The organism is Streptomyces sp. Root1310 (assembly GCF_001426425.1).
Lineage (GTDB): Bacteria > Actinomycetota > Actinomycetes > Streptomycetales > Streptomycetaceae > Streptomyces.
Window position 1 is genome coordinate 259,075 of record NZ_LMEQ01000035.1, and the last position, 22,348, is coordinate 281,422.

The window sequence follows — 22,348 nt, forward strand, 5'->3', positions numbered from 1 at the left end:
GCGTCCTAGAGCGGGGTCACGTAGGCGCCGGAGATCCCGCCGTCCACCAGGAAGTCGGCGGCGTTGACGAAGGACGAGTCGTCGCTGGCCAGGAAGGCGACGGCGGCGGCGATCTCCTCGGCCTCGGCGAACCGGCCGACGGGGATGTGGACCAGCCGGCGGGCGGCCCGCTCCGGGTCCGTGGCGAACAGCTCCTGGAGCAGCGGGGTGTTGACCGGCCCCGGGCAGAGGGCGTTCACACGGATGCCCTCCCGGGCGAACTGCACGCCCAGCTCACGGGACATGGCGAGGACACCGCCCTTGGACGCCGTGTACGAGATCTGCGAGGTGGCGGCGCCCATCCGGGCCACGAAGGACGCCGTGTTGATGATGGAGCCCCTGCCCTGGCGCCGCATGTAGGGGATCGCGGCCTTGCAGCACAGGTAGACGGAGGTCAGGTTGACCTCCTGGACGCGCTTCCAGGCCTCGAGGCCGGTCTCCAGGATGGAGTCGTCGTCGGGCGGGGAGATCCCGGCGTTGTTGAAGGCGATGTCAACGCTGCCGTAGGTGTCGTAGGCGGTCTTGAACAGTGCCTCGACCTGCTCGGGGTCGGTGACGTCGACCTTCACGAAGGTCCCGCCGACCTCCTCGGCTGCGGCCTTGCCGCGGGTCTCGTCGACATCGCCGCAGACGATGTGCGCCCCCTCGGAGGCGAGCCGGCGCGCGGTGGCGAGGCCGATGCCGCTGCCGGCTCCGGTGATGACTGCGGTGCGGCCGACCAGACGGCGGCAGATGATCTCGTCAGGCGATGCGGTCACTGTGCGGGGCCCTCCGTGCTGATGAAGACGTTCTTGGTTTCGGTGAAGGCGGTCAGGGCGTCCGGACCCAGCTCACGGCCGACGCCGGACTGCTTGTAGCCGCCGAACGGGGTCCAGTAGCGCACGCTGGAGTGGGAGTTGACGGACAGGTTGCCGGCCCGGACGGCCTGGGAGACGCGCAGCGCCCGGCCGACGTCCCGGGTCCAGATGGAGCCGGAGAGGCCGTAGGGAGTGTCGTCGGCCAGCCGGATCGCGTCCGCCTCGTCGGTGAAGGGGAGCAGTACGGCGACGGGGCCGAAGATCTCCTCGCGGGCGGCGGGCGAGTCGGGTGCGACGCCGGTGAGGACGGTCGGCGGGAACCAGAAGCCGGGGCCGTCGGGCGCGGTGCCGCGCAGCGCCTCGGCGTCGTCGGGGACGAACGACCGTACGCGATCCACCTGTTGCCGGGAGATCAGCGGACCCATCCGGGTCTTCTCGTCGGCCGGGTCGCCGACCGTCACGGCGGCCAGTTCCCGCGCCAGGTGGTCGGCCACCTCGTCGTAGACCGATTCCTGGACGAGGACGCGGGTGCGGGCGCAGCAGTCCTGGCCGGAGTTGTCGAGGAAGGAGAACGGGTCGACCGCGGCCTTCAGGTCGGCGTCCGCGAAGACGATGTTGGGGCTCTTGCCGCCGAGTTCCAGCGTGACCGGCTTGACCTGCCGGGCGCAGCGTTCCATGACCTCGCGCCCGGTGCGGGTGGACCCGGTGAACACGATCTTCGCCACGCCCGGGTGGTCGACGAGCGCGCGGCCGGCGACGGCTCCGTGGCCGGGCAGTACCTGGAAGAGGTGCTCCGGCAGGCCTGCCTCCAGGGCCAGTTCGGCCAGGCGCAGGGCGGTGAGCGGGGTGGTCTCGGCGGGCTTGAGGACGACGGCGTTGCCTGCCGCGAGGGCCGGGAAGGAGCCCCAGGCGGCGATGGGCATCGGGAAGTTCCAGGGGGCGATCACCCCGACCACGCCGAGCGGCTCCTGGAAGGTGATGTTCCAGCCGCCGGGGACGGGGATCTGGCGGCCGAGAAGCCGCTCGACGCCGCCGGCCGCGTACAGGAGCAGGTCGCGGGCGTTGCCGGCCTCCCAGCGGGCGTTCCCGAGGAGGTGACCGGCTTCCCTGACCTCGAGCAGCGCCAGCTCCTCGACATGCGCGTCGACGACGTCGGCGAAGCGGCGCAGCAGCCGGGCCCGGTCGGCCGGGGCGGCGGCCGCCCAGGCCTTCTGGGCGCGGCCGGCGCGGGCGACGGCGCGGTCCACGTCGGCCGCGTCCGCGGCCGGGACGGTGGCGACGATCTCCTCGGTGGCCGGGTTGAGAACGATCAGCTCGTGCGGAAGCGACTGCGCATCGGACGAAGAGGGACCGGCCGAAGACGAAGAAGGACCGGGCACAGAAGGGCCGGACGAGGAGGGACCGGAAGAGGAGGGACCGGGCAGGGAGGGACCGGGCAAGGAAGGGCCTTTCGCGGGCGGGTGCGCGGACGAGTGCGCGGGCTTGCGCGGGCGGGTGCGCGGGCGGGTCCGTCAGAGACGTTCGAAGGAGCGGCGCAGCTCCCAGTCGGTGACCGCGGCGTCGAAGGCCTCCAGCTCGACGCGGGCCATGTTGCCGTAGTGCGCGACGACCTCCTCGCCGAACGCGGCCAGCGCGATCAGGCTGGCCGCCCAGATCTCGGCGGCCTCGCGCAGGGTGGTCGGAACGTGTGCGTACTCGGCGGTGTAGGCGTTGCCGGGACAGGCCTCGGGCAGCTCCAGCTTCTGTTCGATGCCGTACAGGCCCGCCGCGACCAGACCCGCGACCGCGAGATGCGGGTTGACGTCGCCGCCGGGCAGCCGGTTCTCGAAGCGCATCGAGCGGCCGTGGCCGACGACGCGGAGGGAGCAGGTGCGGTTGTCGTAGCCCCAGGCGACGGCGGTCGGGGCGAAGGAGCCCGGCTGGAACCGCTTGTAGGAGTTGATGTTCGGGGCGTAGAGGAGGGAGAAGTCGCGCAGGGCGGCGAGCTGCCCGGCGAGGAAGTGCCGCATGACGTCGGACATCCCGCCTTCCCCGTCGCCGGCCATGACGTTGGTGCCGTCGGCGTCGGTGAGCGAGAGGTGGATGTGGCAGGAGTTGCCCTCGCGCTCGTTGTACTTGGCCATGAAGGTCAGCGAGACGCCCTCCTGGGCCGCGATCTCCTTGGCGCCGGTCTTGTAGATCGCGTGCTGGTCGCAGGTGACCAGGGCCTCGTCGTAGCGGAAGGCGATCTCGTGCTGGCCGGGGTTGCACTCGCCCTTGGCGGACTCGACGGTGAGTCCGGCGCCGGCCATCTCGTTGCGGATGCGGCGCAGCAGCGGCTCGACCCGGCCGGTGCCGAGCACCGAGTAGTCGACGTTGTACTGGTTGACCGGGGTGAGTCCGCGGTAGTTCGCGTCCCAGGCGGCCTCGTAGCTGTCCTTGAAAACGATGAACTCCAGCTCGGTGCCGACCTGGGCGGTGAAACCGTGCCCCGCGAGGCGCTCCAGCTGACGGCGCAGGATCTGGCGGGGCGCGGCGACCACGGGTGAGCCGTCGTTCCAGGCCAGGTCGGCGATGAGCAGGGCGCTACCGGCGTTCCACGGCACGCGGCGCAGGGTCGTGAGGTCGGGGCGCATGGCGAAGTCGCCGTAGCCGCTCTCCCAGGAGGACATGGCGTACCCGTCGACGGTGTTCATCTCCGTGTCGACGGCGAGGAGGTAGTTGCAGCCCTCGGTGCCGTGCTGGAGTACCTCGTCGAGGAAGAACCGGGCGGCGAACCGCTTGCCCTGGAGACGCCCTTGCATGTCGGGGAAGGCCAGGACGACAGTGTCGATCTCACCGCTCGCGACATGAGCGTGCAGCTCGTCGAGACTGAGCGGGGGTGTGCGGTCTGCCACGGGAAGGGCCTCCTTCGGCTTCCCCGGCTCCCTCGTCTTCTTCGGGCGGGCCGGGAGCCATAAGGTATTGCGGAGAACCATTGCTTGGGAAGGGGGCGCGACCAGATGTCGGTGGACGCTGACGGCGGACCGGACGACCGGTTGACGCCGGTGCTGCGGCCGGTGCGGGCCGGGAACGGCTTCGAGGAGGCGCTGGAGCAGATTCTCCAGGTGGTGCGGCTGGGCCTGGTGCCCGGAGGCGAACGGCTGCCGGCCGAGCGGGATTTGGCGGAACGGCTCGGGATCAGCCGGGTGACGCTGCGCGAGGTGCTGAAGGTCCTCCAGGACCAGGGCCTGGTCGAGTCCCGCCGGGGCCGCTACGGCGGAACGTTCGTGCTGCCGCGAACGGACGCCGGCGGCGAGGACGAGCTGCGGCGGCGGATCGCGGAGGTCGACATCGAGGACGTGCTGCGCTTCCGCGAGGTGCTCGAAGTGGGCGCGGCGGGGCTGTGCGCGACGCACGGGCTGACGGACGAGCAGGCGGAACGCCTGCGCGAGGCGCTGGCCCGCACGGCGGACGCGCCGCTGGCCGACTACCGCCGCCTGGACACGATGCTCCACCTCACCCTGGCCGAGCTGTGCGGCTCGCCCTCGCTGACCGCCCGGTACGCGGCGGTCCGGGCCACGGTGAACGACCTGCTCGACTGCATCCCGCTCCTGGTCCGCAACCTGGAGCACTCGCAGCGGCAGCACCTCGCGCTGGTGGAGGCGGTGCTGGACGGGGACGCGGACGGGGCGCGGGAGATGATGCGGGAGCACTGCGCGGGGACGGCCGCCCTGCTCAGGGGCTTCCTGACGTGAAATGGTATGGCTACGATCCATTGCGGGAGTGGGAGGGCACATGACGGACGGCGCACGGCCGCTGATCGGCGTCAGCACGTATCTCGAGTCCGCGGCGCGCTGGGGCGTGTGGGCGCTGGACGCCGTGCTGCTTCCCGTCGGATACCCGCGGCTGGTGCAGCGGGCCGGCGGACTGGCCGCGATGCTGCCGCCGGACGCCCCCGAACGCGCGGCGGCGACCGTGGCCCGCCTGGACGGCCTGGTGATCGCGGGCGGCCCCGACGTCGAACCGGTCCGCTACGGCGCCGAGCCGGACCCCCGCACCGGGCCGCCGGCGCGGGAGCGGGACGCCTGGGAACTGGCCCTGATCGAGGCCGCGCTGGCGGCGGACCTCCCGCTGCTCGGCATCTGCCGGGGCATGCAGCTGCTGAACGTCGCGCTCGGCGGCACCCTGACCCAGCACATCGAAGGGCACGCCGAGGTCGTCGGCGCCTTCGGCCGGCACCCGGTCAAGCCGGTCCCCGGCACGCGGTACGCCACGGCGGTCGAGGAGGAGACCTCCGTCCCGGCCTACCACCACCAGGCCGTGGACCGTCTCGGCAGGGGCCTGATCCCGTCGGCCTACGCGACGGACGGCACCGTGGAGGCCATCGAACTACCGTCCGCGGCCTGGGTACTGGGCGTCCAGTGGCACCCGGAGATGGACGAGGACGTACGGGTCATGCACGCCTTGGTGACGGCGGCGCGCCCATCCAGCCCGTCCGGCGTTTGAGGACGAGGCCGTTCAGGCCGAAAGGGGGGTCTGGGGGCGCAGCCCCCAGGGCCGGGAAGGGAAGGGGCGGCGGGGGCGGGAGAACCTACCCCCGCGTCAACGACAACAGCTCCCGCGCCGGCCCCGCAGGCCGATGCCCCGTGGGCCACACCGCCCGCAGATCGCGCGCCAGCGCAACCCCGTCCACCGGCACCTTCACCAGCCGCCGCAACCCCAGCTCCTCACCGACCGCCAGCTCGCTCAGCACCGCCGGCCCCGCCCCACTGACCGCCGCCGCCTTGACCGCGGTCGTCGAGGAGAGCTCGATCAGCGGCCGGGCCAGACCGCCCAGCGCCGTGTCGAGCACCTGCCGGGTCCCCGACCCCTTCTCGCGCAGGATCAGCGGCGTCGAGGCGAGCTCGGCCGCGGGCAGCGGCCGCCGCCTGCGGGCCCACGGGTGGGCGGGCGCGACCACGACGATCAGATGGTCGTGGGCTATCACCGCCGAGTCCAGGCCCGGCGGCACCGTGAGGCCCTCCACGAAGCCGAGGTCCGCCTCCCCCGCGAGCAGCCGCTCGGCGACGGCCGCCGAGTTGCCCGCGAGCAGCGACACCGCCGTGTCCGGCCGCCCGGCGCGCAGCGCGAGCAGCCAGCCGGGCAGCAGGTATTCGGCGATCGTCATGCTCGCCGCCACCCGCAGCCGCGAGTCTCGGCGGACCCGCAGCGCCTGCGCACCCGCGTCGAACGCCCGCGCCGCCTCGACGACCCGCCCCGCCCAGTCCGTCACCAGCGCGCCGGTGTCCGTGAGCCGGGAGCCGCGTGGCGAGCGGTCCACCAGGGCCACACCCAGCTGGCGTTCCATGGAACGGATCCGGCTGCTCGCGGCCGGCTGGGTGATGCCGAGCTCCCGCGCGGCCGCGCCCAGGCTGCCCAGCCGTGCCACCGCCAGCAACAGCTCCAGCGCGCCCAGGTCAGGGACCCGGTGCGCGATCGAACCCGTTCCGCCGTCCGCGGGCTGTTCCTCGACACTCCCCATAAGCCCAGCTTATGTCCCCATAGAGGCGTACTCCCTGGTCGCGGGGGCGCGGCCCGGCGACCGTGGAGGCATGGTCACCGCCGCCCAGCCCGTGTACGCCCTCCCCCGTGTGCCCGCCGGCGCCGTCCGTCACCTCGGACCGAACTGGTACGCCACGGTCATGGGGACCGCGATCCTCGCCACGGCGGGAGCCGCGCTGCCCGTCCGTCCGCCGGGGCTGCGGCCGCTCCTCACCGCCTGCTGGGCCCTCGCCCTCGTCCTGCTGGTGGCCCTGCTCTGCGCCCGCGCCCTGCACTGGCGCCATCACCGCGACCAGGCCCGCGCCCATCTGCTGGACCCGGCGACGGCGCCGTTCTACGGCTGTCCGGCGATGGCACTGCTGGCCGTCGGGGGCGGTGCCCTCACCGTCGGCCGGGACTGGATCGGCGTCCGGGCCGCGGTCGCCCTCGACGCCGTCCTGTTCACCGCGGGGACCGCCGTCGCTCTCGCGGCCGCCGTCGCCGTCCCGTACCTGATGGCCGTACGTCATCGGGTGCGGGCGTCCCAGGCGACGCCCGTGTGGCTGCTGCCGCTCGTCGCTCCCATGGTGTCCGCCGCGCTCGGGCCGCTGCTGGTGCCCCATCTGCCGGCCGGGCAGCCGCGGCAGACCCTGCTCCTGGCGTGCTTCGCGCTGTTCGGACTGAGTCTGCTCGCCACGCTCGCCATGCTGCCGGTCGTGTTCGCGCGGCTGGTGACCGGCGGGCCGCTGCCCCTGGCCCTCACCCCGACCCTGTTCCTCGTCCTGGGCCCGCTCGGGCAGTCCACCACCGCCGTCGGAAAGTTCGCGGAGGCCGCTCCGGGGGTCCTGCCCGGCCCGGACAGCCGTGGTCTCGCCGTGCTCGCCGTGCTGTACGGGGTGCCCGTCATGGGGTTCGCGCTGCTCTGGCTGTGCCTGGCCACCGCGCATGTGGTGCGGGCCCGCCGGCACGGGATGGGCTTCGCGATGACCTGGTGGGCGTTCACCTTCCCGGTCGGCACCTGCGTGACCGGAGCGGCGGCGCTGGCCCGGCACACCGGGCTGGTCGCCTACGACGTGCTCGCCTGCGCGCTGTACGTCGTCCTCGTCGCCGCGTGGGCCTTGGCCGCCGCGCACACCGTCCGCGGGCTGCTCAGCGGTGAGCTGCTCGCAGCGCCTCGCCCAGCACCTTCGGCGCCTCGGCGAGCGACGGGCCGTACCACGTCAGGTGCCGTCCGCTGAGCAGCGCGCAGGGCAGACCGGGGAAGGCCTCCGGGCCGTCGTCGGCGGTGAAGCGGTACGGCTCGTCCGGCAGGACGACCAGGTCCGGTGCGGCGGCGAGCAGCTCCTCGACCGGGATCCGCGGATAGCGTTCGGCGTGCCCGGCATAGAGCTGGTCGACGCCCAGGCGGGCCAGCACGTTCCCGGCGAAGGTGTCGCGGCCCAGCACCATCCACGGGCGGCGCCAGATCGGTACGACGGCCGTCCGGCGGCGGATGGGCGGCAGCGGCGCCGCCCACGCCTCCTCCGCCTCGTCGAGCCACTCGGGTCGCGCGGGCGCCCCGCACGCCCGGAGCACCCGCGCCAGCTCGGCGAAGGCCTGCGGAAGGTCGCGGATCACGGTCACCAGCACGTCGAGGCCGGCCGCGCGCAGAGCGGCCAGGTCCGGTTCCCGGTTCTCCTCCTCGTTGGCGATCACCAGGTCGGGGGCTAGGGCGACGATGTCGTCGACCCGGGGGTTCTTGGTCCCGCCGATCCGGGTGACGTCGAGGTCCGCCGGGCGGGTGCACCAGTCGGTGGCGCCGACCAGGGCACCGGGCACGGAGGAAGCGACCGCCTCCGTGAGCGACGGCACCAGCGAGACGATCCGCACTACCGCTTCCGGCCCCGGTCCCGGTCCCGTACCGCCTCGATGTGCTCGGCCACGGCGACGACGACGACCCGGGTGTCCGGCACGGTCGCCCGCCAGCGGTGACGGACCCCACCGGTCAGGTACAGGGTGTCGCCGCGGCCGAGGCGGTAGGCGCGGCCCTCCGCCTCGATCTCCACGGCGCCGTCGGCCACGTACATCAACTGGTCGTTGCGGTACTGGAACTCACGGCCCGCGTCATGGTCGCCGGTGAACTCCGAGGCGTGCATCTGGTGGTGACCGCGCACCAGGGAACGGGAACGCGGCTCGGGCCCCGGACCCGGCTCGGTCACCTCGGCGCGCACGACGTCGACGCTGCAGGCGGGGTCGGCCGCGGCGAGGAGCTCGACGGCCGTGGTGCGCAGGGCGTCGGCGACCTTCTCCAGGGAGCTGGTGCTGGGCCGCGCGCGTTCGTTCTCGATCTGGCTGAGGAACGGCACGGACAGGCCGCTGCGCTCGGCCACGACGGCGAGGGTGAGCTCAAGGGACCGGCGGCGGCGCCGCACGGCCGCGCCCACTCGCAGTGGCTGTTCTTTGTGGTCGCCCATCGCTCCGGCTCCCTCCTTGGCTCGTCTCTGCCGTGACGTCCTCCACACCCTCTGAGGAGTTGTCTGCACCCTACGCATGTTCGGCAAACCGTTTCATGCGCCCGTCACATCGAGGACACCTGACGTAACACCGGACCTCACAGTTCGCGCCAGTCGATCGGGCCCCGGACAGGCCGGGCACGGACCCGCCCACCGGTTGTCCGGTTCAATGCGCGAACGGCCGCGCATGTTCCCGCTCGTCCCCGGCGTCCCGCGACCTCGGCTCAGGCATGGGCGTCGCTCTCCGTACTTGGCCGGATTCCTACTGTGGCAGGGCGGCCGGCGGAGGGGGCCGGACCAGCGCCGCGGCGGGGCGGGGGCGGCGCCGCGGGGGAGACCGGAGCGGCGTCGTGGGGGTGCCGGAGCGGCGGGGAACGCACGGGAACGACACGAGGGGCGGGCCCCGACGCGGCCCGGAGGCCGTACGTCGGTGCCCGCCCCTCGTCAGGCGGTCGCGGTGCTGTCAGGTCACCGGGCCGCCCGGCTTTCCTGCCCCGAATCGGCGACCGGTACCCACTTCTCGACCAGACCTGGATTCTTCTTCAGCCAGGTCCGGACCGCGTCCTGCTCCTTGCCCTTGCCGGCCTTCTGGATCTGCGCCTCCAGACCGGTGAGCTGGGCCTCGGTCATGCGGAAGTTCTTCAGCCACCTGCCGACCTCGGGGTTGTCGGCGGCGAAGCCCTTGCGGGCGACGGTGTGCACGCCGTCCCCCTTGCCCCAGGCGCCCTGGGGGTCGTCGAGCTTCTTCAGGTCGTAGTCGCTGTACGCCCAGTGCGGCGACCAGAGCGTGACGACGATCGGCTTCTTCGCGGCGTACGCGCGCTTGAGTTCGGCCAGCATCGCCGGGGTGGAGCCGTCGACGACGGTGTAGGCGCCGTCGAGGCCGTACTCCGTGAGCACCTTGTCCTTGAGCAGGCCCATCATCCCGGCGCTGGGCTCGATGCCGGTGATCTTGCCGTCGAACTCGGCGGCATGGCTCTTCAGGTCCGCCAGGGAGCCCACGTCCTTCACGTACGAGGGGACGGCGAGCTCCAGGGAGGTGGGGCCGTACCAGGAGCCCAGATCGTCGAGCTCGTCGCCGTACTTCTTCCAGTACTCGTCGTGGGTGGTGGGCAGCCAGGCGTCGGTCTGGAAGTCGATCTGCCCGGTCGCGACGCCGGTGTACAGGGGGCCCGCGGCGTACTGGGTCGTGGTGACGTCGAAGCCGCGTTCCTCCAGGAGTTCCTTCCAGAGGTAGGTGGAGGCGATTCCCTCGTCCCAGGGGATGTAGCCGATCTTGACCTCCTTGCCCTTGCCGATGTCCGACGCGGAGGCCTCGGCGGTGCCGGCGGAGGAGCCGAAGACGTTCATGCCTCCGGCGACCAGGGCCAGCACGACCACGCCGACCACGGCCACGGCCGGGCGCGGACGGTACGTCCACACCGTGCCCCGGGCCTTGGCGGCGGCACGACGGCCGAGCGGGGAGATCCGGGTGCCGAGGGCGCCGGTCATCCGGTCCAGATAGATGGCGAGGACCACGATGCCGAGCCCCGCCTCGAAGCCGAGGCCGATGTCCAGCTGGCCGATGGCCTCGTTGACGGCGCCGCCGAGACCGCCGGTGCCGACCATGCCTGCGATGACGACCATCGACAGGCCCAGCATGATGACCTGGTTGATGCCCGCCATGATCGTCGGCAGGGCGAGCGGCAGCTGTACGCGCAGCAGGGTGTCGCGGGGCGTCGTGCCGAACGCCTCGGCGGCCTCCACGAGTTCGGCGTCGACCTGGCGGATGCCGAGCTCGGTCATCCGGACGCCGGGGGCGAGCGCGAAGATCAGGGTGGCGATCACGCCCGCGGGGACGCCCATCCCGAAGAACAGGATGGCCGGGATCAGCAGGACCATCGACGGCATCGTCTGGAGCAGGTCCAGGACGGGGCGGAGGGTGGCGCTGACGGCCGTGGAGCGGGCGGCCCAGATGCCCAGCGGGAGGGAGATCACCAGCGCGATCACCGTGGCCACGAGCACCAGGGAGAGCGTGGACATCGCCTCGTCCCACAGGGCGAGGGAGTCGATGAGGGCGAACCCGGCGAAGGCCAGGACGCCCGCGACGAGGCCGCGCAGCCACCAGGCGAGCACCGCGAGGATGCCCGCGAGGAGAAGCGGCTCGGGGGCGGTGAGGACGGTGTCGAGACCGTCGTACATCCCCTCGACGACCGTCTTGATCGCGTCGAAGAGCCAGGACATGTGGGTGACGAGCCAGTCGACGCCGGAGTCGACCCAGTCGCCGAGATGGAGCCTAGGCACGGGCCGTCACCTTCTTCCCGCCGTCGCGCGGGCCGTCGCAGGCCGTCGCCCGGCCCTGTTCGTCACCGAGGAAGCGGACGAGGCGCTGCCCGGACACGACGCCGACGAGTTTCCGCTCCCCGTCGAGGACGGCGACCGGATGGCCCAGGCGGGCGCTGAGCGCGCACAGTGCGGTGAACGGGGTGTCGGGGGTGGCGGTCTCGCAGCCGCAGTCGGCCTCGTCGCCGCGCACGGCGGGGTCCATGACGGCGGAGGCGGTCAGCACGCGGGAGCGGTCGACGTCCTGGATGAAGGAGGCGACGTAGTCGTTGGCGGGGCGGAGCAGGATGTCCTCCGCCGTGCCGGTCTGCACGATGCGGCCGTCGCGCATGACGGCGATCCGGTCGCCCAGCCGCATGGCCTCGTTGAGGTCGTGGGTGATGAAGACGATCGTCTTCTTCAGCGTCTGCTGGAGCGTGAGGAGCTGGTCCTGCATGTCGCGGCGGATCAGCGGGTCCAGCGCGCTGAAGGACTCGTCCATCAGAAGCAGGTCGGCGTCCGTGGCGAGGGCGCGGGCCAGGCCGACGCGCTGCTGCATGCCGCCGGACAGCTCGTCCGGCCAGGACTTCTCCCAGCCGGCCAGACCGCAGAGCCGCAGCGCCTCGGTGGCGCGCTCCTCGCGTTCGCGGCGCGGGACGCCCTGGACGGCGAGGCCGTAGGCGGCGTTGTCGAGGACGCTGCGGTGCGGGAAGAGCGCGAAGTGCTGGAAGACCATGCTGATCTTCTTCGCCCGGACCTCGCGCAGTTCGCGGTCTGCGAGGGCGGTGAGGTCCTGGCCGTCGAAGAGGACGCGTCCGGCGGTCGGCTCCAGCAGCCCGTTGAGCATCCGCAGCAGGGTGGACTTGCCCGAGCCGGACAGGCCCATCACGACGAAGATCTCACCCGGGGCCACCGTGAAGGAGGCGTCGATGACGGCGGCCGTGGTGCCGTCTGCGCGCAGTTCCTCCCGGTCGGCTCCCTCCCGGAGCCGCTCGACTGCCTGCTGCGGTCGTCTGCCGAACACCTTGTGCAGATGCTCGGCCTCAAGCCTGGAGGACACGCGTACCTCTCGTCGGGGACAGGAATCGGAGCAGTCGGCAACAGCAAACAGTTGAAAGCGCAACCGGACACTGCTCCGAGGCCGCCCCTGCCCTGGCCGGATGGGGTCAAACGTACGAGTGGTTCAGTTCACAGCAGGTTTCACCGGACGTTCACTCGTGCCACGGGAGTGAATACGCACCGGATACCGGGGCGCGCGTGCGGCATGATGCGAGGCGTGACCGGACGACTGATGCTCCTCGACACCGCCTCGCTCTACTTCCGCGCCTACTTCGGCGTCCCGGACTCCGTGAAGGCGCCGGACGGTACTCCGGTGAACGCCGTGCGCGGACTGCTGGACTTCATCGACCGGCTGGTGAAGGACCACCGGCCGGACGAGCTGGTCGCCTGCATGGACGCGGACTGGCGCCCCCAGTGGCGGGTCGACCTGATCCCGTCCTACAAGGCGCACCGCGTCGCCGAGGAGCGCGAGACCGGGCCGGACGAGGAGGAGGTGCCGGACACCCTCTCGCCGCAGGTGCCGATCATCGAGGCGGTCCTGGACGCGCTCGGCATCGCACGGGTGGGCGTCGCCGGCTACGAGGCGGACGACGTGATCGGCACCTTCACCGGGCGGGCGAAGGGCCCGGTCGACATCGTCACCGGCGACCGCGACCTCTACCAGCTGGTGGACGACGCGCGCGGGGTACGCGTGCTGTATCCGCTGAAGGGCGTCGGCACGCTCCAGCTCACGGACGAGGCGTGGCTGCGCGGGAAGTACGGCGTCGACGGGAGCGGCTACGCGGATCTGGCCCTGCTGCGCGGCGACCCGAGCGACGGCCTGCCGGGCGTGCCGGGCATCGGGGAGAAGACCGCGGCCAAGCTGCTGGCCGAGTTCGGCGACCTGGCCGGGATCGTGGCGGCGGTCGACGACCGCACGGCGAAGCTGACGCCGTCACAGCGGCTTCGGCTGGACGAGGCCCGGCCGTATCTGGCCGTCGCACCGAAGGTGGTGAAGGTCGCCGACGACGTGCCGCTGCCGGACGTGGACACCGCCCTGCCGCGCGCACCGCGGGACGGAGCGACACTGGAGGCACTGGCGCAGCGCTGGGGACTCGGCGGGTCGCTCCAGCGACTGCTGACGACCCTGGGCACACCGCCCGCGTAACCATTGTTCCCGTGTGGGGGAATGACACGGGCGCGGGCCGGGAGTCATCCTCTGCATGAGATCCGGATGAGAGGTGAGCCGACTCTCGGACGGGGAGGGCATCACCGGGGGAAGAGATGCTAACTTAGGTAAACCTAACCATACCCACATGGGAGGCCGTCATGGCAGAACGTCCGGCACGGAAGCCGCGGAAGCCCCACTCCGCGCAGGTCGTCCGCACCGAACGGCTCACCCCCCACATGCAGCGCGTCGTCCTCGGCGGCGAGGGCCTGGCCGACTTCACCGCGGGCACCTGCACCGACCACTACGTCAAACTGCTCTTCGGTCCCGAGGGCGTGACCTACCCCGAGCCCTTCGACCTGGAACGCATCCGCGCCGAGTTCCCCCGTGAGCAGTGGCCGGTGACCCGCACGTACACCGTGCGCAACTGGGACGCCGAACTGCGGGAACTGACCCTGGACTTCGTGGTCCACGGCGACGAGGGCCTGGCCGGGCCGTGGGCCGCCCGCGTCCAGCCGGGCGAGACCGTCCGCTTCATGGGCCCCGGTGGCGCCTACGCGCCCGACACCGCCGCCGACTGGCACCTGCTGGCCGGCGACGAGAGCGCCCTGCCGGCCATCGCGGCCGCCCTGGAGTCACTGCCCGCCGGCAGCGTCGTCCACGCCTTCGTCGAGGTGTCCGGCCCCGAGGAGGAGCAGAAGGTCGACTCCGACGTGGAGATCGTCTGGCTGCACCGCGGCGACCGGCCGGTCGGCGAGCGGCTCGTGGAGGCCGTGCGGGCGCTGGAGTTCCCCGAGGGCCGCCTGCACGCGTTCGTGCACGGCGAGGCCGCCTGCGTGAAGGAGCTGCGCAAACTCCTGCGCGTCGAGCTCCAGATCCCGCGCGAGGACCTGTCGATCTCCGGCTACTGGCGGCTCGGCCACAACGAGGACGGCTGGCAGGCCTCGAAGCGGGACTGGAACGCTCGCGTGGAGGCGGAGCAGGAGGGCGCGGCCCCGGCGGCGTGACCTGACGGAAGCGGCCCGCGGGTGGTGCGGGCCGCCCCTGCGACCCCTCGGGGACCGCACCCGTCGGGCTACACCGACCGCTGGTACGACCGGAACGTTCCGATCGAGAGCCACACGGCCGCCGTCGCGAGCGCGAGCAGCGCCCCGCCGCGCACCAGCACCGCACCCCAGTCGGGGTCGGCGGACAGGGCCGAACGGCCGGCGGTCATCGCCCAGTCCAGCGGGTTGAAGCGGGCCACCTGCCGTATCCAGCCGGGCATCCGGTCCGGCGCCATGAACGCGCTGGAGAGGAAGGTCAGCGGGAGCAGCAGGAACGTGTTGACGCCGATGATCGACTCCCGCTCCCGCACCAGCATGCCCAGGGCGTTGGACAGCGCCCCGAAGACCGTGCCCAGCAGCACCGAGGCGACGACCAGGACGACGACGCCGACGATCCCGCCCGGGTACTCAGCACCGCCCGCCAGGCCCAGCAGCACGATGACGGCCGACTGGAGGGCGGTGACGATGCCGTTGTGGACGACATTGCCGTTCATCAGCGCCGCCCGGCTCGCGGGGGTGGTCAGAAATCGGTTGAGGGTGCCGCGCTGGATCTCCTCCAACGTGCCCATGCCCGCCCACAGGTTGGAGGCGAGCGCGCTCATCACGACCACGCCCGGCACCAGGTAGTCGAGGTAGGAGGCCGTACCGAAGCCGCCCAGCGCCACGACGTTCTTGAAGAGGCTGCCGAAGAGGAACAGCCAGATCACCGGCTGGATCAGCGTGATCACGGCGTACGCGGGCTGGCGGGCGAACACCATCAGCTGGCGTTGCGTCATGTACCAGGTCTGGACGATCGCGGTGCTCATCGCGCACCCCCGGCGAGGACGAGGGCGTCGGCGGCGGTCCCGCTCCCGGCCTCGGCCTCGGCGTAACGACGGCCCGCGTACCGCAGGTAGACGTCGTCCAGCGAAGGGCGGGCGACGGTCGCGGTGGCGACGGCCACCCCGGCCCGCTCCAGGGCGCCGAGCAGCGCGGGCACCGCCGCCGCCCCGTCCTCGGCGCGGACACTGATCCGTGGCCCGTCGAAGACCACCTCGTGGACGCCCGGCAGGCCTCCCAGGGCGCCCCGAAGCAGCACACGGCCGCTCTCGCCCAGCGCGGTGCGCAGCTCCACATGCACGGCGTCGCCGCGGAGTTCGCCCTTGAGGGAGTCGGGGCTGCCGGTGACGACGACCCGGCCGCGGTCGACGATCGCGACGCGCTCGGCGAGCCGGTCCGCCTCCTCCAGGTAGTGCGTGGTGAGCAGGATGGTCAGCCCCTCCTCGCCGGCCAGCCGGCCGATCTCGTCCCACATCGCGGTGCGGGCCTCCGGGTCCAGACCGGTGGTGGGCTCGTCGAGGAAGAGCACCTCGGGCCGGTGCACCAGGCCGAGGGCGACGTCGAGCCGGCGCCGCATGCCGCCGGAGTAGCCCTTGACCGGGCGCCGGGCGGCCTCGGTGAGTGCGAAGCGCTCCAGCAACTCGTCGACGCGCCGGTCGAGGGGGGCGCCCCGCAGGCCGTAGAGCCTGCCCTGGAGGCGGAGGTTGTCGCGTCCGGTGGCGACCGGATCGGCGCCGGAGTTCTGGGCGACCACGCCGATCGCGCGGCGCACCCGGTCCGGGTGGCGCAGCACGTCGTGACCGGCGACGGCGGCCGATCCGGAGTCGGGGCGGGCGAGGGTGGTGAGGATCTTGACGGCGGTGGACTTGCCGGCGCCGTTGGGGCCGAGCAGCCCGAAGACGGTACCGGGCTCGACGGTGATCTCAAGGCCGTTCAGGGCGGTGACGCCACCGGGGTAGGTCTTGACGAGTCGACGCGCCTCGACCGCGGGCGCACGGGTGTTGCTCATGACGGTGCTCCTTCGTGAGCGGACAGCACTGCTGATCCGCGTGAAGAGCGCCGGGCTATCCTGGGTGTGCCGCACCTCGATGGCCCGGAGCCGCCTCACGGCGGATTCCGTTCGGGGTTGGGGACCCCGGCGGAGCTGCTGCAACAGCCCTGCCGGGGTCGTTCTCATCAGGTGAATCGCGTCGGCAGCTCCCCCGTCTCGTGGAAACGCCGCCAGTCCTCGACGCCGGGCAGCGAACCCTCTCTGATCTCCTCGAGGAAGCCGCCGACCCACTCGGCCTGCGCCTCGACCATGTGCAGCTGGTACTCGACCTCGACGAGGAAGAGCCTCGGCAGCGTCTCGTAGAGCTTCTCGAGGGCGCCACGGCCGGCGGCCACCTGGACCTCCAGCGAGCTCAGCCGGGTCTCCAGCAGGCGCACCACCTCGTCGGGAGGCAGCGCCGCCATCAGCGAGAGCGCCGTCTCGAAGATCGGGTACTCCTTGGCCGGGATGGCGATCAGATCGGACAGCCACTCGGCCATCTCCTCGCGCCCGGCCTCGGTGAGCCCGTAGACCGTGCGCTCGGGGCGGTTGCCCTGGCGCTCCACACCGGTCACCTCGACGAAGCCGTACTTCTGAAGGTTCTGCACGACGGTGTAGAGCGAACCGTAGTTCGTCTTCGTACTGGTGTCCTTGCCCTGACTGCGCAGGGTCTGCGCGATCTCGTACGGATGCATCGGCTTCTGCCAGAGCGTGGTCATCACGGCGAGCGCCAACGGATTGCTGAGCTTGCGGCGCTTCCTCGCCATCACGACCACCTCGCTTCACGTCACGACGAAACGGACGACGAACAGTTCGCTACCGAATATCCGTAGCCGAACATATCTCGAGTGGCCGCACACCCGCAAGAGACGCGATGTAACGCGATCGAGTGAGGTGCGCGAGGACGTGAGGACTTGGGCCCGCCCCGGACACGGCGGCGTGACGCGCACGAAACAGCGCGTCCCTAATTTCTGTCGCCCGACAGGAATTACGTTCCCTCTGGGCCCAAGGCAGGTTCCGCCGTGACGACAACAGCCCCTTCCGACGTACGCCCCGACCCGCCGCACTCCCCCGGCGCGGGCGACGGCTCCCTCGCCGAGTTCGGCTACCGCCAGGAGCTGCACCGCAGCCTGGGCCGGTACGCCTCGTTCGCCGCCGGGTTCTCCTTCATCTCCGTGCTGACGACCGTCTTCCAGTTCTTCGCCTTCGGGTACGCCTTCGGCGGCCCGGTCTTCTTCTGGGCCTGGCCGGTCGTACTGGTCGGTCAGCTGCTGGTCGCCGCGTGCTTCGCGGAGCTGGCGGCGCGCTACCCGATCTCGGGCGCGATCTACCAGTGGTCCTCGCGGCTGTCGACGCCGTCGTTCGGCTGGTTCGCCGGCTGGATCATGGTGATCGGGCAGATCGTCGTGGTCGCCGCGGCCGCGCTGGCGCTCCAGATGGTGCTGCCGGCGATCTGGTCGGGCTTCCAGCTGATCGGCACCGACCCGGCGCCCACCTCGCCCGACGGCGCGGCCAACGCGGCGCTGCTCGGCGTGCTCCTGCTGGCTCTCACCACGTTCGTGAACGTCGTCGACAACCGCGTGATGTCCTTGGTCAACCGGGTCGGCGTGACCGCCGAGATCATCGGCGCGGTGCTCATCGTCGTGCTGCTGCTCACCCACTCCGAGCGTACTCCGAGCATCACCTTCCACACCGAAGGGGCCGCGCAGAGCGGCCTGTTCGGGGCGCTGCTCGTCGGCTCGTTCACGGCCGCGTACGTGATGATCGGGTTCGACAGCGCGGGCGAGATGAGCGAGGAGACCCACCATCCGCGGCGCACCGCGCCCCGCACGATCCTCACCGCGCTCGCCGCGGCCGGCCTGCTCGGCGGGCTGATCGTGCTGGGCGGGCTGCTCGCCGCCCCCAGCCTCACCGACGGACGGCTCGGGGTCGACGGCCTCAGCTACGTCCTCACCAGCAGCCTCGGCGACGGGATCGGCAAGGTGCTGCTGGCGGACGTGGTGGTCGCGATCACGGTGGCGACGCTCGCCATCCAGACGGCGGCCTGCCGGATGCTGTTCTCGATGGCCCGCGACGGACAGCTCCCGTTCTCCGGCCGCCTCGCGCGCGTGAACCCCCGTACCGGCATGCCGAGCGCACCGGCGCTGGTGGTCGGCGTCCTCGCGGCGGCCCTGCTGCTGCTGAACTTCGCCTCACCGGACGCCTTCCTGGCCATCGGCACGACCTGCATCGTGATGCTGTACCTGGCCTACGCGATGGTCACCGGCCCGCTGCTGGTACGCCGGCTGCGCGGGCGGTTCTCCTCGGCCGGAACGGACGAGACGGGCGCCCGCCTGTTCTCGCTGGGCCGCTGGGGCGTCCCGGTGAACGCCCTCGCGCTCCTCTACGGCCTGCTGATGACGGTCAACCTGGCCTGGCCGCGCGCGGCGGTGTACGACCCGGCGGGCGGCCACTGGTACTTCCAGTGGTTCACCGTGCTGTTCCTCGGCGCGACACTCGCGGCCGGCGTGGCCTTCCGGGCCTACCGCAGGCGGTCACCCGCACCGGCCACCGCGGTACCGGAGACGGCGGCCGCGTAGCCCCGACGGCCACGGTCCGGCAGACGAACACGTCAGGCCGACGCGCGCGTGGACAGCCATGCGCGCGTCGGCCCGACCGCGCCGCGGAAAGGGCCGACCCACGGTCCGACGCGGTCCGCCGCACGGCCCGGACGGGGATGCGCGTCCGGCTGAGCCCGAGTCGCCGCAAGGGCACGGAACGCCGACGGGTGCTCCCGCCGGACAGGGGTGCCCTTCGGGCCGGCCTGGCGCGCCGAAAGCGCCGACCGCCGATCCAGCGCGGGCCGCGCGGTGCTGCGTACGCCGTGGACGGGCAAGTGCGCCCGGTCGGCCGCCGGACGGTGCGAGAGGCCGACAAGTGCGGCGGGCCCGCGGCCGCGTCCCGCACGCGGGGCCGGGAGGCCGACGAGGCGCCGGGCACGCGCGCGTAGGGCGTGCCCGGCTCAGTCGCCCTGCACGCGTGCGTGGAGGTGCATGTCGTGCCAGCCGTCCTGGTGGAGGGCGGCACTGCGCCTGGTGCCCTCCAGGAGGTAACCGGCCTTGCCGGCCACCCGGCAGGACGCCTCGTTGGCGGTGGCGTGCATCAGCTCCAGGCGGTGGAAGCCGATCTCGTCGAAGGCCCAGCGGGTGAGGGCGGTCGTGGCCCGGGGGGCCACTCCCCGGCCACGGGCCGCCCTGGTCGTCCAGTAGGCGACCTCGGCCACGCCCTCGGCGAGCAGGATGCCGCGCAGCGCCACCCGCCCGAGCAGTTCGCCGGTGTCCGTGTCGACGACGGCCCACTGGGCGTTCCGCTCCTGCGCCCAGCTCTCGCGCCACTCCTCGATCCAGCCTTCGACCTCCTCCTCGGAGTCGGCGGCCCTGACGTGCCACTGGTGCATGGCCGGGTCCTGGAAGGCGGCATACACGCCGGGGGCGTCCTCGGCCCGCCACGGGCGCAGGAGCAGCCCGTCGCCGCTGCGGAGCACGGGCTGCGGGGCCCCCGAGAGGGTTCCGGCGGGCAGGACGGCGTCGGCGGTGAAGGGCATGAGCCGCATCCTGCCAACCGACCACGGCCCGGCCAACGGGTTTTCCGGCCCGTAGGCTTGACCCCGATGAGACGCCGTACGCCGCCCCCGCCCTCCCCGTTGCCGCAGCGCGACGGGATCGACCCGGTGCGGGTGCGGTTGCCCGGCGAGGGCGCCTGGGCCACCGTGCGGGAGCACCTGGTGGAGCGGCTGGGCGCGGCCCGCGCCGGGGTCGTGGACGGGATGCTGGAGGCCGGGCTCGTCGTCGGCGCCGACGGGCGGCCGGTGGCGCCGGGCGCGGCCTTCGTGCCGGGGATGTTCGTCTGGTACCACCGCGAGCTGCCGCCCGAGGTGCCCGTGCCGTTCCCGCTGGAGATCGTGCACCGCGACGAGCACATCGTCGTCGTCGACAAACCGCATTTCCTGGCCACCACCCCGCGCGGCAGCCATGTCACCGAGAGCGCGCTGGCCCGGCTGCGGCGGGAGCTGGACCTCCCCGCGCTCGGCGCCGCGCACCGGCTCGACCGGCTGACCGCCGGACTCGTGCTGTTCACCGTGCGTCCCGAGGAGCGCGGCGCCTACCAGTCACTCTTCCGCGACCGCCTGGTGCGCAAGGTCTACGAGGCCGTCGCGCCGTACGACCCGGAGCTCGCCCTGCCCCGGACCGTGCGCAGCCGGATCGTCAAGGAGCGCGGGATCCTGGCCGCCTACGAGGTGGCGGGCGAGCCGAACGCCGTGAGCCGCGTCGAGCTCGTCGAGCACGGTGCGCGGGGGCTCGGCCGGTACCGGCTGCTGCCCGCCACCGGGCAGACCCATCAGCTGCGCGTCCACATGAACAGGCTCGGCGTGCCCATCCTCGGCGATCCGCTCTACCCGGAGGTGGCCGCCCCCGTGCCGGCCGGTGACTTCCGGCGCCCGCTTCAGCTGCTGGCGCGGGAGCTGGAGTTCACCGATCCGGTCACGGGGACGGAGCACCGGCTGCGGAGCGGCCGGGTGCTCGAGGCCTGGACGTCGTACGACGGCTGGGCGGCCGCTCCGTCGGCGGGCGCCGCTCAGTAACCGCGCCACCAGGACAGGAAGCGCCGCCAGGCGTTGGGCCTGCGGACCGGCGCCGACGGCTGCGGGACGGGCGGCGCGGACTGCGGCACCGAACGCGGCGCGGGTGCCGGTGCGGCCACCGGTTCGGGGGCGGGTGCCGGGACGGGCCGCGGCGCCGTGCTCACCGGCCGGGTGAGGCGCTGCGGCGGGATCGGGGCGTGGCTCGGCTTGTGCTTGACGTCCTGCTGGTCCTTCGGCTCGAACCGGACCGGCAGCTCCACCAGGTGCCGCGAGGCGATGGACATCGTCCACCGCAACTCGTCCTCGTCGCAGTCGAGTTGCACGTCCGGCAGCCGCATCAGCAGGGCGTCGACGCCGACGTCGGCGATGGCGCGGCCGATGTCCTGGCCGGGGCACTCGTGCGGACCGCTGCCGAAGGCGAGGTGGGAGCGGTTGCCCTGCATGTGGGCGGACAGGTCGGGGCGTACCCGGGGGTCCACGTTGCCGGGCGCGGGCGCGAAGAAGAGGCCGTCGCCCCGGCGGATCCGCTGACCGCCCAGCTCCGTGTCCTGCTTGGCGAAGTAGCCGAAGATGGTGCTGAACGGGGGCTCGTCCCACAGGGACTGCTCGACCGCCTCCGCCACGGTCATCTGGCCGCCGTTGAGCTGGGCGAGGAAGCGCGGGTCGGTGAGGACCATGCGCAGCGCGTTGGAGAGCAGGTTGACGGTGGCCTCGTATGCGGCGAAGAGCACCAGGCGCAGATGCTCCCTGACCTCGTCGTCGGTGAGTCCCGCCGGGTGGCCGATGAGGTGGCTGGTGAAGTCGTCCTCGGGCTTGGCGCGGCGGCGGGTGGTGAGCCGGGCGAGCGCCTGTACGACGTACTCGTGGCTGGCGACGGCGGTCTCGCTGCCCTTGAGCGCGTCGCGGGCGGCGTGCACCATCTTGTCGTTGTACTCGTCGGGCATGCCGAGGACATGGCACATCACGGCCATCGGCAGGTGCTCGGCGAAGTCGCCGACCAGGTCGGCCCGGCCCTCCTCGCAGAAGCGGTTGACCAGGCGCTGGCTGGAGCGGTTGATGTAGCGGCGCACGCTGCGGTCGTCGATGGTCGCCATGGCCGCGGTGACCGCGCCCCGCAGCCGCTTGTGCTCGTCGCCCTCGGCGTGGGCGCAGATGGGCTGCCAGGCCATGTGCGGCATGAGCGGGTGGTCGGGCCTGACCTTGCCGTCCAGCATCTGCGACCAGATGCGGCTGTCCTTGGTGAACTGCGAGGGGGTGCGCACCATGCGCAGGTTCTCGGCGTGTCCGAGGACCATCCACATCGGCAGGTCGTCCTGGAGCAGGACCGGCGCCACGGGGCCGTGTTCCTCGCGCAGCCGCTCGTAGAGTTCGTTCAGGTCCTCCGCGCCGGGGCCGTAGAGGCGGGCCAGTCCGCCGGGGCCCCGGCCGTGCGCGGGGCAGCCGGGCGGCGGGTCCAGGGCGAGGTCGCGCGGGCCGGTCGGGGTGGGGTGTTCGGGAGTCACAGGGGGTCGCTCCG

The 22,348-nt window shown here is 72.5% G+C and carries 20 protein-coding genes; 7 read left to right on the forward strand and 13 right to left on the reverse strand.

The features are described from left to right. Positions 1-5 precede the first annotated feature (5 nt). From ASD48_RS40950 to ASD48_RS40960, 3 genes are all read right to left on the reverse strand, one after another. The gene (locus ASD48_RS40950) at positions 6-797 is read right to left on the reverse strand and encodes a 3-oxoacyl-ACP reductase (protein ID WP_057607002.1); all 792 of its coding nucleotides are present in this window, start codon (positions 795-797) and stop codon (positions 6-8) included. Beyond that, a complete protein-coding gene (locus ASD48_RS40955) occupies positions 794-2,215 on the reverse strand; it encodes an aldehyde dehydrogenase family protein (RefSeq protein ID WP_057607003.1) in 1,422 nt (473 codons plus the stop codon). Before ASD48_RS40955 ends, ASD48_RS40950 begins: the two co-directional genes overlap by 4 nt. Before the next feature lie 132 nt (positions 2,216-2,347). Continuing rightward, positions 2,348-3,712, reverse strand: a complete 1,365-nt coding sequence (locus ASD48_RS40960; protein WP_057607004.1) for a glutamine synthetase family protein — start codon at positions 3,710-3,712, stop codon at positions 2,348-2,350. Positions 3,713-3,817: 105 nt separating this feature from the next. Here ASD48_RS40960 and ASD48_RS40965 point away from each other — a divergent pair, with 105 nt between their 5' ends. Both ASD48_RS40965 and ASD48_RS40970 read left to right on the forward strand, forming a co-directional pair. Continuing rightward, on the forward strand, positions 3,818-4,552 hold the full coding sequence (locus ASD48_RS40965) for an FCD domain-containing protein (protein WP_020132305.1): 735 nt from the start codon (positions 3,818-3,820) through the stop codon (positions 4,550-4,552). A 40-nt stretch (positions 4,553-4,592) separates the two neighbouring features. Next, positions 4,593-5,303 carry a gamma-glutamyl-gamma-aminobutyrate hydrolase family protein gene (locus tag ASD48_RS40970; RefSeq protein WP_057607005.1) on the forward strand — a complete coding sequence of 237 codons (711 nt, stop codon included), beginning with the start codon at positions 4,593-4,595 and terminating at the stop codon, positions 5,301-5,303. Between the two features lie 85 nt (positions 5,304-5,388). Here ASD48_RS40970 and ASD48_RS40975 read toward each other — a convergent pair whose 3' ends face one another. Next, positions 5,389-6,318, reverse strand: a complete 930-nt coding sequence (locus tag ASD48_RS40975) for a LysR family transcriptional regulator (RefSeq protein WP_057607006.1) — start codon at positions 6,316-6,318, stop codon at positions 5,389-5,391. A 70-nt stretch (positions 6,319-6,388) separates the two neighbouring features. Between ASD48_RS40975 and ASD48_RS40980 the strand changes: the two genes are divergently transcribed. Next, positions 6,389-7,555, forward strand: a complete 1,167-nt coding sequence (locus ASD48_RS40980; RefSeq protein WP_057607007.1) for a TDT family transporter — start codon at positions 6,389-6,391, stop codon at positions 7,553-7,555. On the opposite strand, the gene ASD48_RS40985 is transcribed toward ASD48_RS40980, so the two are convergent. The 4 genes from ASD48_RS40985 to ASD48_RS41000 all read right to left on the reverse strand — a co-directional run bounded on the left by ASD48_RS40985 (position 7,467) and on the right by ASD48_RS41000 (position 12,170). Further along, on the reverse strand, positions 7,467-8,186 hold the full coding sequence (locus ASD48_RS40985; RefSeq protein ID WP_057607008.1) for a helical backbone metal receptor: 720 nt from the start codon (positions 8,184-8,186) through the stop codon (positions 7,467-7,469). The two genes, ASD48_RS40980 and ASD48_RS40985, sit on opposite strands and share 89 nt — an antisense overlap. Further along, positions 8,186-8,770 carry an XRE family transcriptional regulator gene (locus ASD48_RS40990; RefSeq protein WP_057607009.1) on the reverse strand — a complete coding sequence of 195 codons (585 nt, stop codon included), beginning with the start codon at positions 8,768-8,770 and terminating at the stop codon, positions 8,186-8,188. Before ASD48_RS40990 ends, ASD48_RS40985 begins: the two co-directional genes overlap by 1 nt. 507 nt (positions 8,771-9,277) lie before the next feature. Then, positions 9,278-11,092, reverse strand: coding sequence for an ABC transporter permease/substrate binding protein (locus ASD48_RS40995; RefSeq protein ID WP_057607010.1), 1,815 nt, complete (start codon positions 11,090-11,092; stop codon positions 9,278-9,280). Then, the gene (locus ASD48_RS41000; protein ID WP_057607011.1) at positions 11,085-12,170 is read right to left on the reverse strand and encodes a betaine/proline/choline family ABC transporter ATP-binding protein; all 1,086 of its coding nucleotides are present in this window, start codon (positions 12,168-12,170) and stop codon (positions 11,085-11,087) included. The genes ASD48_RS40995 and ASD48_RS41000 overlap by 8 nt, the downstream gene beginning before the upstream one ends. A 207-nt stretch (positions 12,171-12,377) precedes the next feature. Between ASD48_RS41000 and ASD48_RS41005 the strand changes: the two genes are divergently transcribed. Together ASD48_RS41005 and ASD48_RS41010 are read left to right on the forward strand one after the other, a co-directional pair. Then, positions 12,378-13,316 (forward strand): 5'-3' exonuclease, encoded by a 939-nt coding sequence (locus tag ASD48_RS41005; protein WP_242432877.1) that lies wholly within the window; start codon positions 12,378-12,380, stop codon positions 13,314-13,316. A gap of 161 nt (positions 13,317-13,477) precedes the next feature. Then, complete coding sequence (locus ASD48_RS41010) at positions 13,478-14,323, forward strand: siderophore-interacting protein (RefSeq protein WP_057607012.1); 846 nt, start codon at positions 13,478-13,480, stop codon at positions 14,321-14,323. A 68-nt stretch (positions 14,324-14,391) separates the two neighbouring features. Here ASD48_RS41010 and ASD48_RS41015 read toward each other — a convergent pair whose 3' ends face one another. The 3 genes from ASD48_RS41015 to ASD48_RS41025 all read right to left on the reverse strand — a co-directional run bounded on the left by ASD48_RS41015 (position 14,392) and on the right by ASD48_RS41025 (position 16,978). Beyond that, positions 14,392-15,168 (reverse strand): ABC transporter permease, encoded by a 777-nt coding sequence (locus ASD48_RS41015; RefSeq protein ID WP_057607013.1) that lies wholly within the window; start codon positions 15,166-15,168, stop codon positions 14,392-14,394. Then, a complete protein-coding gene (locus ASD48_RS41020) occupies positions 15,165-16,190 on the reverse strand; it encodes an ATP-binding cassette domain-containing protein (protein WP_057607014.1) in 1,026 nt (341 codons plus the stop codon). The genes ASD48_RS41015 and ASD48_RS41020 overlap by 4 nt, the downstream gene beginning before the upstream one ends. Positions 16,191-16,357: 167 nt before the next feature. Further along, positions 16,358-16,978, reverse strand: coding sequence for a PadR family transcriptional regulator (locus ASD48_RS41025; RefSeq protein WP_057607066.1), 621 nt, complete (start codon positions 16,976-16,978; stop codon positions 16,358-16,360). 255 nt (positions 16,979-17,233) lie between these two features. On the opposite strand from ASD48_RS41025, the gene ASD48_RS41030 reads away from it, so the two are divergent. Continuing rightward, complete coding sequence (locus ASD48_RS41030) at positions 17,234-18,790, forward strand: amino acid permease (RefSeq protein WP_057607015.1); 1,557 nt, start codon at positions 17,234-17,236, stop codon at positions 18,788-18,790. Between the two features lie 422 nt (positions 18,791-19,212). Here the strand turns inward: ASD48_RS41030 and ASD48_RS41035 are convergent, their stop codons facing one another. Next, a complete protein-coding gene (locus ASD48_RS41035; protein ID WP_057607067.1) occupies positions 19,213-19,794 on the reverse strand; it encodes a GNAT family N-acetyltransferase in 582 nt (193 codons plus the stop codon). A 66-nt stretch (positions 19,795-19,860) separates the two neighbouring features. Between ASD48_RS41035 and ASD48_RS41040 the strand changes: the two genes are divergently transcribed. Continuing rightward, on the forward strand, positions 19,861-20,832 hold the full coding sequence (locus ASD48_RS41040) for an RluA family pseudouridine synthase (RefSeq protein WP_057607016.1): 972 nt from the start codon (positions 19,861-19,863) through the stop codon (positions 20,830-20,832). On the opposite strand, the gene ASD48_RS41045 is transcribed toward ASD48_RS41040, so the two are convergent. Further along, the gene (locus tag ASD48_RS41045; RefSeq protein WP_057607017.1) at positions 20,826-22,334 is read right to left on the reverse strand and encodes a cytochrome P450; all 1,509 of its coding nucleotides are present in this window, start codon (positions 22,332-22,334) and stop codon (positions 20,826-20,828) included. The two genes, ASD48_RS41040 and ASD48_RS41045, sit on opposite strands and share 7 nt — an antisense overlap. Between the last annotated feature and the right edge of the window lie 14 nt (positions 22,335-22,348).